The sequence below is a fragment of the Micromonospora sp. NPDC002411 genome, assembly GCF_053592955.1.
In genome coordinates, this window is record NZ_JBSFBM010000237.1 from 1 (window position 1) to 10,868 (window position 10,868).

Annotated in this window: 12 protein-coding genes; 6 read left to right on the forward strand and 6 right to left on the reverse strand. The window is 70.4% G+C overall.

Translation table 11 applies throughout. The features are described from left to right. Positions 1 to 116: 116 nt before the first annotated feature. Complete coding sequence (locus ACWCO3_RS24430) at positions 117 to 1,232, forward strand: NAD-dependent epimerase/dehydratase family protein (protein ID WP_208744899.1); 1,116 nt, start codon at positions 117 to 119, stop codon at positions 1,230 to 1,232. Continuing rightward, on the forward strand, positions 1,229 to 2,038 hold the full coding sequence (locus ACWCO3_RS24435) for a WecB/TagA/CpsF family glycosyltransferase (RefSeq protein WP_145778273.1): 810 nt from the start codon (positions 1,229 to 1,231) through the stop codon (positions 2,036 to 2,038). Before ACWCO3_RS24430 ends, ACWCO3_RS24435 begins: the two co-directional genes overlap by 4 nt. Positions 2,039 to 2,099: 61 nt before the next feature. Here the strand turns inward: ACWCO3_RS24435 and ACWCO3_RS24440 are convergent, their stop codons facing one another. Beyond that, the gene (locus ACWCO3_RS24440) at positions 2,100 to 3,656 is read right to left on the reverse strand and encodes a S8 family peptidase (RefSeq protein ID WP_145778274.1); all 1,557 of its coding nucleotides are present in this window, start codon (positions 3,654 to 3,656) and stop codon (positions 2,100 to 2,102) included. A gap of 215 nt (positions 3,657 to 3,871) precedes the next feature. Between ACWCO3_RS24440 and ACWCO3_RS24445 the strand changes: the two genes are divergently transcribed. After that, positions 3,872 to 4,471 carry a hypothetical protein gene (locus tag ACWCO3_RS24445; RefSeq protein ID WP_450012227.1) on the forward strand — a complete coding sequence of 200 codons (600 nt, stop codon included), beginning with the start codon at positions 3,872 to 3,874 and terminating at the stop codon, positions 4,469 to 4,471. Here the strand turns inward: ACWCO3_RS24445 and ACWCO3_RS24450 are convergent. The 3 genes from ACWCO3_RS24450 to ACWCO3_RS24460 all read right to left on the reverse strand — a co-directional run bounded on the left by ACWCO3_RS24450 (position 4,439) and on the right by ACWCO3_RS24460 (position 6,107). After that, the gene (locus tag ACWCO3_RS24450; RefSeq protein WP_145778276.1) at positions 4,439 to 4,837 is read right to left on the reverse strand and encodes a hypothetical protein; all 399 of its coding nucleotides are present in this window, start codon (positions 4,835 to 4,837) and stop codon (positions 4,439 to 4,441) included. The genes ACWCO3_RS24445 and ACWCO3_RS24450 overlap by 33 nt on opposite strands. 197 nt (positions 4,838 to 5,034) lie before the next feature. Further along, positions 5,035 to 5,256: a DUF397 domain-containing protein gene (locus ACWCO3_RS24455; protein WP_450012230.1), complete on the reverse strand. Its 222-nt coding sequence runs from the start codon at positions 5,254 to 5,256 to the stop codon at positions 5,035 to 5,037. Further along, positions 5,226 to 6,107, reverse strand: a complete 882-nt coding sequence (locus ACWCO3_RS24460) for a helix-turn-helix domain-containing protein (RefSeq protein WP_088986987.1) — start codon at positions 6,105 to 6,107, stop codon at positions 5,226 to 5,228. Before ACWCO3_RS24460 ends, ACWCO3_RS24455 begins: the two co-directional genes overlap by 31 nt. Before the next feature lie 625 nt (positions 6,108 to 6,732). Here ACWCO3_RS24460 and ACWCO3_RS24465 point away from each other — a divergent pair. Together ACWCO3_RS24465 and ACWCO3_RS24470 are read left to right on the forward strand one after the other, a co-directional pair. Then, entirely contained in the window at positions 6,733 to 7,017 is a 285-nt protein-coding gene (locus tag ACWCO3_RS24465; protein ID WP_145778277.1) for a hypothetical protein, read from the forward strand. A gap of 98 nt (positions 7,018 to 7,115) precedes the next feature. Further along, entirely contained in the window at positions 7,116 to 7,577 is a 462-nt protein-coding gene (locus ACWCO3_RS24470; protein ID WP_145778278.1) for a hypothetical protein, read from the forward strand. A gap of 7 nt (positions 7,578 to 7,584) precedes the next feature. Here the strand turns inward: ACWCO3_RS24470 and ACWCO3_RS24475 are convergent, their stop codons facing one another. Together ACWCO3_RS24475 and ACWCO3_RS24480 are read right to left on the reverse strand one after the other, a co-directional pair. Further along, positions 7,585 to 8,433: a PASTA domain-containing protein gene (locus tag ACWCO3_RS24475; RefSeq protein ID WP_145778279.1), complete on the reverse strand. Its 849-nt coding sequence runs from the start codon at positions 8,431 to 8,433 to the stop codon at positions 7,585 to 7,587. Positions 8,434 to 8,566: 133 nt separating this feature from the next. Then, entirely contained in the window at positions 8,567 to 9,265 is a 699-nt protein-coding gene (locus ACWCO3_RS24480) for a PASTA domain-containing protein (protein ID WP_145778280.1), read from the reverse strand. A 122-nt stretch (positions 9,266 to 9,387) separates the two neighbouring features. Here ACWCO3_RS24480 and ACWCO3_RS24485 point away from each other — a divergent pair, with 122 nt between their 5' ends. Continuing rightward, positions 9,388 to 10,734: a hypothetical protein gene (locus ACWCO3_RS24485; protein WP_450012234.1), complete on the forward strand. Its 1,347-nt coding sequence runs from the start codon at positions 9,388 to 9,390 to the stop codon at positions 10,732 to 10,734. The last annotated feature ends 134 nt before the right edge of the window (positions 10,735 to 10,868 follow it).

The window sequence follows — 10,868 nt, forward strand, 5'->3', positions numbered from 1 at the left end:
CTCCACCCGCGCGGGGCTTCACGTCTCCGGCCCCCCTTCTCCCTAAGTTACGGGGGCAATTTGCCGAGTTCCTTAACCACCCTTCCGTCATATCGGGACGTGCCGGACGTCACGCTATGCTGCGATGGATTCTGCCTCCGATGGACCGGGAGTGGCGTGTGAGTGTCGCGTTGGTGACAGGGTCGGGTGGCCTGATCGGCTCCGAGGCGGTCCGGCACTTCGCCGGCCTCGGCCTGGACGTGGTCGGCATCGACAACGACATGCGCCGGTACTTCTTCGGCGAGGACGGCTCCACCTCGTGGAGCCTGGAACGGCTCGGCCGTGACCTGGGTAACGCGTACACACACTTCGCGGTGGACATCCGGGACCGGGACGGTCTGGAGCAGGTGTTCAAGAAGTACGGCTCGGACATCGCCGTGGTGATCCACAGCGCTGCGCAGCCGAGTCACGACTGGGCGGCCAAGGAGCCGTACACGGACTTCGACGTGAACGCCGGCGGCACGCTCAACATGCTGGAGAACACCCGCCTGCACGCGATCGACGCACCGTTCATCCACTGCTCGACCAACAAGGTCTACGGCGACCGGCCGAACAGCCTGCCGCTGGTCGAGCTGGAGACACGGTACGAGCTGCCCGAGGACCACCGCTGGTACCAGGGCATCACCGAAGAGATGTCGATCGACCACTCGCTGCACTCGGTCTTCGGCGCCTCCAAGGTCGCCGCCGACGTGATGGTCCAGGAGTACGGGCGCTACTTCGACATGAAGACAGCCTGCTTCCGCGGCGGCACGTTGACCGGCCCGGCCCACTCGGCGGCCGAGCTGCACGGGTTCCTGGCCTACCTGATGCGCTGCGTCATGGAGGGCCGGACGTACAACCTGTTCGGCTACAAGGGAAAGATGGTCCGCGACGCGATCCACTCCCGCGACGTGCTGAGCGCGTTCGAGGCGTTCTTCCGGGCTCCGCGATCCGCGGAGGTCTACAACCTCGGCGGCGGGCGGCACTCGAACACCTCGCACATCGAGGCCTTCCGGATCGCCGAGGAGATCGCCGGCCGCGAGGCGCGGATCAACTACGTCGAGCAGAACCGCACCGGCGACCACCAGTGGTACGTCAGCAGCATGGCCCGGTTCGAGGCCCAGTACCCGGACTGGAAGATCACATACGACGTGCCGATGATCCTGCGGGAGATCTACGAGGCCAACGTGGACAAGTGGGTCCCCCAGCCATGACCACGTCGCGGACCAAACGCAACGTGCTCGGTGTCCTGGTGGACGCCACCGACTACGCCACGGCAACCGACGCGGTCGTGACAGCGGCGCACGAGCGTCGTCCGCTTGCGCTGACCGCGTTGGCCGTGCACGGTGTGATGACCGGGGTGCTGGACCCGGCGCACAACGCGCGGCTGAACTCCTTCGACGTGGTCACGCCGGACGGGCAGCCGGTGCGTTGGGCACTCAACCTGCTGCACAACGCCGGCCTCACCGACCGGGTCTACGGGCCGACGCTGACCCTGCACGTGCTGTCGCGTTTCGCCGACGAGGGCCTGCCGGTCTACCTGTACGGCTCGACCGAGGAGACCCTCGCCCGGTTGATCCCGGCCCTGGAGCGGATGTTCCCCGCCCTGAAGATCGCCGGGGTGGAGCCGTCCAAGTTCCGCGCCGTCGAGCCCGGTGAGGACGCCGAGATCGCCGACCGGATCCGTTCCAGCGGTGCCCGGCTCGTCCTGGTCGGGCTCGGCTGCCCCCGCCAGGAGGTCTTCGCGTACGCCATGCGTCCGCTGCTCGACATGCCGCTGATGGCGGTCGGCGCGGCCTTCGACTACCACGCCGGGCTGCTTCGCAAGCCGCCGCCGTGGATGCAGCGTGCCGGTCTGGAGTGGTTCTGGCGTCTCGGGCTGGAACCGAAGCGGCTCTGGCGCCGGTACGTCATCCTCAACCCGGCCTACCTGAGCCGGCTGGCGGCGCAGAAGGTCGGCCTCTGGAAGGCCCGCCCGCCGGCGCCGGCCCACGAACGGCCAGTCACCTTCTCGGTCTGATCCTGTACGGCGCGAGGCCCCACCCGATCTTCCGGGTGGGGCCTCGGTCGTGGGAGACCGCTCAGACGGTCAGGGTCCAGGTGTTGATGTAACCGGTGTCGGCCGAGTAGGTGTCGCGGACCTGGAGCCGCCAGGTGCCGTCGGCCGCCTCACCGGACACGTTGACCGAGTACGTGGCGTTCACGTTGTCGGCGCTGTCCGAGGTGCTGCTGTTCTTCAGCCGGTACGAGCTGCCGTCCGGGGCGAGCAGGTCGATGACCAGGTCACCTCGGTAGGTGTGCACGATGTTCACCGCCACCGTGGACGCCGAGGAGGCGTTGCGACCACAGCCGGAGATGGTGATCGAGCTGGTCACCGCCGCGCCGGCGTCCGGGATCGACACGTCGGTGCCGTTGGTGCCGGTGCAGCCGGTGGGCGGCGGGGTCGTGCCGCCACTGCCCACGTAGAGCAGCAGGTTCGGCGAGCCCGAGCCGACGTTGCTGATCACGTTGGGGGTGGCGTTGGCGACCAGTTCATTGCGTACCTGGGCCGGGGTCCAGCTCGGGTTCGCGCTGGCCAGCAGGGCCGCCGCCCCGACCACGTGCGGCGTGGCCATCGAGGTGCCGCTGATCGTGTTGGTGGCGGTGTTGCTGTTGTACCAGGCCGAGGTGATCGACGAGCCGGGCGCGAAGATGTCCACGCAGGTGCCGATGTTGGAGAACGACGAGCGGGCGTCCGCGCTGGTCGTCGAGCCGACCGTGATCGCCTCGGTGGTACGCGCCGGTGAGACGTTGCAGGCGTTCGCGCCGTTGTCGTTGCCGGCCGCCAGGCCGTACGTCACACCGGACGCGATCGAGTTGCGGACGGCGTTGTCCAGCGAGCTGTTCGCGCCGCCGCCGAGGCTCATGTTCGCCACGGCCGGCTTGATCGCGTTCGCGGTGACCCAGTCGACGCCGCCGATCACACCGGCGTTGGTGCCACTGCCGGAGCAGTTCAGCACCCGTACGCCGACGAGTTGGACGCCCTTGGCCACGCCGTACGACGATCCTCCGACGGTGCCGGCGACGTGCGTGCCGTGCCCGTTGCAGTCGTCGGCCGACCCGCCGTCCACGGCGTCGTAGCCGGAGGTGGCCCGGCCGCCGAAGTCGTTGTGGGAGAACCGGATGCCGGTGTCGATGATGTAGGCGTGCACGTTGCTCGCCGTGTTCGGGTAGGTGTAGGAGCTGTCCAACGGCCGGTTGCGCTGGTCGATCCGGTCCAGGCCCCAGGAGGGCGGGTTGGTCTGCGTTCCGGAGATCGAGACGGTGTGGTTCTGCTCGACGTACGCCACGGCCGGGTCGGCCGCGATCCGCGCCGCCGCGCTCGCGCTCACCTTGGCCTCGAAGCCGCGCAGCGCCGCGCCGTAGGTACGGGCGACCGTGCCGCCGTGGCGGCCGGAGAGTCGCTTCGCGGCGTCGCCGACCCGGTCCCGGGCCACCGCGCTGTCCTTGAGTACGACGATGTAGCTGTCCGGCACGGCGGTGGCGCCGCCCGCGGCCCGCACCACACCGACGGGTTCGGCGGCCAGGGCCGGGGTGCCGACGGCCAGCACGGTCGCCGTGACCACCCCGATCAGTACGGACCTTCGTGGAAGACCCATCTCCTACCTCCCTCTGACCGGCGGCGGAACGTGACGCCGGTCCCAAAATCAATCGACGCATGCCGATCCAGCTGAGGGTAGATCAGCCGTCGGGCACTTGAACATGTCGAAACGGCCATACCTTCGGGTGATGACCCCCTACGGGCCCGACGTCCGGGGCGAACAGGGGGCTGGCCCGGATTCGCCAGGCGTCGATCCGGGAAAGACTCTCGAACATGGAGAGTCAGCTCACCATCCTGTTCCCAGTCGCCGCCGCCTGGTTGGCTGCCGGTGTCGTTGCCGACGGCCTTCCTCGTCTCCGCAACACCCGCGCACTTCGTCGGCGTACCGGATGGTTGCTGGTTCTGACCCTCACCGGGCTGACACTCACCGCGGCCGTGCTCGTCGGCGGTCTGCTCAGCGCCGGCTCCGCGCCGGTCGACCGGGCCGCCGCCGGGCTCACCCTGGCCATCGGCCCGGCGCTCGTGGCGTCGGTCTGCTCGGTACGACGGATCCGCCGGCTGTGGGCCGGATCGGGCGCCTTCGCCAACGCTCCCGCCACACCCGCGCCGCACGGGCTGCGTGCCGCCGCGGCCCACCCGCTCGTCGGGTTGCCCCTTCAGGTGGCCGCCCTGGCCACGGTGCCGGCGGTGATCGCGGCGATCGGCACCGACCTCGGGGCCGACCCCAGCGTCACCGGGCCCGCGATCACGGTGGGCGCGCTCGCGGTCGCCGCCATCGCGGTCCGGCACGCGCTGCGCCACAGCCGCCTGGCCGAGCGGGCCCAACCGGACGCCGCGCGGTCAACGCGGGCGGCTGGCCCCCTGCACGTATAGCAACTCCAGGATCGCCCTGGTCGCCTCGAACCAGCGGTCCAGCCAGTCCTGCGAGGGCAGGCTGCCCTTCGGCGGCAACTCCATCAGCAGGCCCCGCAGCAGCGGGTGGTCGGCGAAGGACTCGGTGGATTCCATCGGCCACCCGGTAGGCGGGAACGACGGCTCGATCAGCGGATTCGGGTCCAACGAGGGCAACGAGAGCGGAGGATCCGTCGACTCGGAGGATCCATCCCGCCCGCTCAACTCCTGGTCGGTCGAGACCACCTCGGTCAGTACGGTGTCCCGACGGGCGCCGCGGTACTTGCCACCGAACCGTTCCGGCTTGGCCGGACCGTTGGTGAGGTTGTCTGAACCGATCGTCGTCATCCGTCTCGCCTACTCGCTCGGTTGCGGGTCGGTGCGGCGGGTCGTCGACCAGTGCCGTACCGCCCGGTTCAACGAGACGGGCGCGTTGTGGCGACGGGATCGCCCACGGAACCTCACCGACACCTCCAGCCGACTGTCCGGAGACGGCGAAGGCCCCGCCCGGTTGGACCGGACGGGGACTTCGGTTGACCAATCAATCAGACCGCGCCGAACACACCACCTCGGGTGCCGACGACGAAGGCGTGCCAGTCACCGGGTGCGAAGACCAGGGCTGGGCCCGCCTTGTCCTTCGAGTCCCGCACTCCGACCGCCCCCGTCACGTACGCCACCTCCACGCAGTTGTCACAGTTCGGCCCGCTCTTCGAGCTCTTGAACCATGCTGCCTGCGTCAGGTCCACGGGGAACCCCTTGGTCGCCATTTCCACAACGGCTCCTCTGCCAGTTTTGCGATGTGTGCGACGGACTCCTCCGGACGTATGGCCGCAGCGCGGATGTGATCGAAGATGAAGCTGTACTTCTGTAGTTCGTCGCTCTTCTCGAGGAAAAGCCCACCCGTGGCGTTCTCCGCGTACACAACATCCGGATCACCGGGCTCAGGGAAGCTGAGGATCGTGAACGTGCCGTCCATGCCGGCGTGCGCACCCACCTCGAAGGGCAGGATCTGCAGCGTCACGTTCGGCAACTCGGCCACCTCGACCAACCGTCTGAGTTGGCCGCGCATCACCTCGTCCCCGCCCACCGGCCGACTTACCACCGCCTCATCGAGCACCACCCACAGATCGACCGGATCGTCCTGGGTCAATAACGACTGACGGCCCAGACGGACACGCACCCTCTGGTGCACCTGATCGGCGGTGAAGTCCGGCCGAGCGGCGCGGATCATGGCCCCGGCGTACTCCTCGGTCTCCAGGAGGCCCGGCACTACCTGCTGTTCGTACGCCCTTATCGAGCTCGCCGCCGCCTCCAGCCCGACGTACGCGCCGACGAGCACCGTGCTGTACGGATGCCACCAGCCCTTCTGGCGGGCCTCCCGTGCGATCTGCACGAGCTCGTCGCTCTCGGCGCCGACCACGCCGTAGATCCGCAGCATGTCCCGCACGTCGCGAGGGGTGGCCGTGGTGTGGCCGGTCTCGATCCGGGAAACCTTGGACGCCGAGCACTCCAACTGCTCGGCGACCACCTCGATGGTGATTCCGGCGGATTCCCGCTGGCGGCGCAGCTCGGCACCGAGCCGCCGCCGTCTGATGGTCGGACTGCGCCGCTCACTCATGGCGCAACCCAGGAGTCAGTGGTCCCCGCCGCTGGCTGCTCGACCCCACTCGGGCTACCTCCGGTAACGCGCCACTGGGTGACACCCGCCGGGGGCGCGACCGTCGACCGGCGAGCGTTCGCGACGAGGGGAGTGGTGCCGGTCCTCGGCCGGCCGCGACGGGCGAAACCGGCCCCCAGTGTGCCGTCCGGACGCGGATGGCTTCAATAGGCCTTTCGCGCGACACGCTCATGTATCGGCAAAAGTCGACGTGCAACTTGCATGAAGCACGTCCCTGATGCACTCTGTCCGTATGGCACGGATCACTCAGCGTCTCCGTTCGCTCCCTCGGAGTGGTGACCCCACCAATCCGGGGAAGCTGGGCACGACGCGGGCCCGGCCGACGACACCGAGACCTGCTCCGGGGTAAAGACCCCGCCGCTGCAAGCCGGCAAGCTGCGGCGGCGGGCGCGGTTCCCGGAAGCAGTCGGGTGGTGGTCGGGTGGCGGCACGTCACCAACGGAGTACGGCCCGACCACCGCCATCCGCACCACCGGTTCACGAGGCACGACCCCGTCGCCGGCCGAGACGTCCCCCGTTCAGGCACCGCCGGCAGCCCGCCGGCCAACCCTCCCCAGGAGCCCATGTGCTTCCCCGCACCGGTGACGTACTGCACGTGACTCGCGCGGCGAGTGTCCAGTTCCTCAGGCCGATCAAGTTCCGGGTGATCCGGGTGCTCGACTGGCCCACCTATGACGGCTGGCTCTGGCTCGACGGCTACGAGTTGAACGCCGCGGGCGACGCGGTCAACCGACGTTCGATCTTCGTCCAGCGGGCAGGGCTGCAACAACTGCAGGCCGCCCCCGAGCCCCGTCCGCACACCGTGCGGGCCCGGCGACCGGTTGCCCGTACCCCAGTCCGGGTGGGCTGACCGGCCCGATCCGCCGCCGGTGGGCGTGCCGCCGCCATAGAATCGGTACGCCCACCCCGGCACAGTTCCACCCGCACGTCCAGGACCCTGACCCTGGGATGGTCATGGTCAATCAGCCCGCCCTCCGGCGGCCCCACCGCTCCCGTATCGCCTACGCATTCGGACTACTGGCCCTCCTCGGGGCGATGGCCACAGCGCTGGTCCTCCTCCGAGACCCGGCGATGTCGTCCACCCGGCTGACCGCGCCGGTGCCCGCACCGGAGATCACCGTGGTCGACGCCGACCCTTCGTCGGACGAAGATCCATCGGTGTACGACGAACCCGGCTGGATCGGCGCCGACGCTCCCGCCGACCACGCCAAGGCCGCCGATCCGACCGGGCCGGTGGCCGGCCACGGCGCCGGCGGCCAGTCCGACGGCCGTCAGGAGCTGACCGAGGCGGCTCCGGCCGGGCACACCGCCACCGACGTCCGTCGGTCCCTGTTCTGGTCCGGGATCTTCGGTCTCACGATCTCGCTGGCTGGCCTCGGCATGGTCGGTACCCGCCGCCGAATGTGGTGACCACCGGTCACGGCGTGCTCGTCACCGTGGGGGTCGGCGTGGTCGGGCTCGCCCCGGTGGAGGGCCGGGCCTGGGACACCACCAGCAGCACCTCGTCGTCGGTCGGCACCGGCGTGCCCGCCTCCGGTTCGGTGCCCACCACGGTGCCCGGCGGCAGTTCCGACGGGCGGTACACCACGCGGTAGGCGAGGCCGAGCCGGTTCAACAACCCCTCGGCGGTGGCCTGCGGCAGGCCGGCGAGCGGTGGCACCGGCACCTCGTCCGGTGCCGTCGTGGTCGGCGAGCTGCTCGGCGACTCGCTGGTCGGTGCCGCCGAGGTCGGGGACTCGGTGGTCGGCGCGGCACTTGTCGCACTGGCCGGCGGGAGCGAGGGGGTAGGCCCCGGGTCGTCACGGTCGTCGTCCTGGTTGGCGAGCACCAACCAGAGCGCTCCGCCGAGGAGACCGGCGAGCAGCAGCCCGAGCACACCCCAGAGAATCGGCAGCCACCAGCGTCGGCCGCCCTGTTCCTCGACGTACCAGTCAGCGGCGTCGGTCGGTCGGGACGGGCGGACCTCGGCCCGCCCGGACCACGACGGCGGTATCTGCGCCGTGCGGTCGGCGGGCGTGCCGGTGGACCGATCGATAGGCATGGTCTCGTCGGGTGACGGATCGGGACGCGCCGGGACGGTTCGGTCGAGAGGTGCCGTCTCGTCGGGCGACGGATCAGGACGGCGGTCGATGGGTGCCGTCTCGTCCGCACCTGCTGTGGGTCGGGTCGGTGGCGATGACTCCGGCCGGTCGGCGGTCGGTGGCAGGGCTCGGGTCCGGTCGTCGTCGTTCTCGTCGGCGGGAGGCTCCTGGCGGTCGTTGCTCATCGCACGTCCCTTCCCCGAACCGGACGGGCGTCATGGCCCTCGACCGTCAACCTAGTCGCCCACGGCGCCATCGGCGGGGATCAGCGTGCCGAGCCGCGCCGGAGCCGGCGCGCCGATCGGTGCGGGAAACAGCTCAGGGGGTGGGTTTGGTGGTCGGCTGTTCGACGCCGTCCGTCCCACACCAGATACTGACCTCGTCGTTCCATCGGGCAGCGCCGTCCTCGGCCGGCTCCTGCCGAATGACCTTTCCGCTGCGCCCACTGGCATAACGCGGGTAGAGGCCCTTTTCGATCAACTCGTTGACGGCCTTGTCGCAGTTGTCCCCGACCACGTCCGGAACCTCGGCTGCCGGCGCTGGCCCCGCAACCTGAAGTTGCACTGTCGTACCCCGGGTGACCTCGGTGCCCACCGCCGGCGACGTGTTCTCGACCGTACGGCCGGTGCCGCCGCCGAAGACCAACCGCCAGCCCAGCCGCTGCTTTCGCAACAGGTCCCGGGCCTCGACGAAGTCGGTACCGATCACCGGCGGCACGGTCAGGCCGGTCCCCTTGGTCGCGCTGGCGGAGGTCCGGACGGCCGACGGTGTGGCCCGCCCGGTGCTCGGCCGGGGCGCGGTGGCCCGACCGGTCGGCGAACCACTCAGGCTCGCGACGGCGAGGGGATCCTCCGAGGACGTGCCGCCGTCGCCGGCCAGCAGCCAACCACCTGTCGCGCCGACCGCAGCGAGCAGCACAGCGGCCAACCCGCCACCCAGCAACACGCTGGCCCGGCCCGCGCCGGCACCACCCTGACCACCGACGGCATCCTGCCGGCCCGTGTTCGTGTCCGTCATACCGCCCACCGCCTCATCACCGGCGACCGTACCGTCCGTCGCCCAACCTGTTGCGCCAGCCGTCCGCACCGGCGGGTCGTTGCGACTCGCCGCGCCGACGACGGGACGTTACGCTGCCCGGCATGGCCAGACAGGGCTGGGGAGTATCGATCGTCACGGCGATCGGGGTCGCTGCCGGCGCGGGCGCCGCACAACTGGGCTTCGGCTACGGGCTCGGCGTCATCGCCTGGACACCCACCGAGGCCGGGGCCACCGACACAGCCTGGGCCGACGGCCTCGCCTGGGCCACCTGGCTCGCTGCCAGCTCGACGGTCCTCGGCGCGGTCTGCGCGCAGCGACTGCACCACCGCAGCGCACCGAAGCCGGCAGAGCCGGACTCTTCCGACTCGGCGCCGACGGCGACCACCGAGGCAGACATGCCCCCATCCGCGCCCGACAGCACCGGCCCGGAGACCGCGCAGGTGCCCCTACCAGTCGAGCGTGGCGGTCTGCTGCACCGGGTGGCACTCGCGCTCGGCGCCGGAATCGGCGGCCTGGTGACGGTGCTGCTGATCGCCGTACCCGCACGGGTGGCCACCGGCGCGGACACCGGCACACCGCAACGGACCGCCGCCGTCCAGGCGACGCTGGGCATCCTGCTGGGCGTGGTCGTCGCGATCTGGGCGCTGCGCTCCCGGGCGGCCGCTGTCAACGTGACCGCGACGGCCGCCTGGCTCTGGCTGCTCGCGGTGGTATCGGTGATCGACGGGGTACGCGTCGGACGCGGGCTGACCGGTGCGCAACTGGGCACCTGGCAACTCGACCCGGACCACTCGCACTACTGGATCGGCGGCCAGCTCTACTGGCCCGGCGCGCTGCTGGCACTCGTACCCGCGCTGCTGATCGGCGTGTTGGCCGCCCGGCGGGCAGCGCGTTCGACCGGACACCGGGTCGACGCTGCGGCCTCCGGCGCTGCCGGGCCGGTGCTCGTCGCGCTCGCCTACCTGACCACACTGCCGCACTGGTCGACGCTGGGCCCCGCGCAGCTGTCCACCCAACTGGTCGCCCCGTACGCGGTGATCGCCGGTGTCGCCGGCTCGGTGCTGGCCGCCCTTCTCGCGGAGCGAGCCGACCGGAACCGGACCACCCAGCTCGGGTCGACTGCGCCGGCGACGGCCGCCGACTCGACAGCGACCGTTGCGTCCAAGCCGACGACCCCTGCCACCATCGGCGGGCCGAACCCAACCCCTGCGACGGCGGAAACGGACCCGGAGCCGCCGGTCTCCGGTAAGTCGAACGGCACCCCGGGCCGCCGTCGCAGGGCCGGGGCGGCCGGGGCGGGTCCCGCACCCGATGAGGACGCTCTGCCCAGAGTGCCCGCACCCCGGACGGACCCGGACCCCACCGGGCCAGCCGACGAGGACCCGACACCAACCATCCGCCGCCCCACCCGCGCAACCCGCCGCCCCACCCACCCCACCACGGACTGAATCCAGCCCACCCTCGTTGATCATGAAGTTATTGCCATCCCGTCCGGCGTGTCGGGGGGAGAACATGATTTTTAAAGAGGGTGGGGGGGTTGTTTTGAGATAGGTAGAGACAACGGAAGAAAAAACCTGACAAA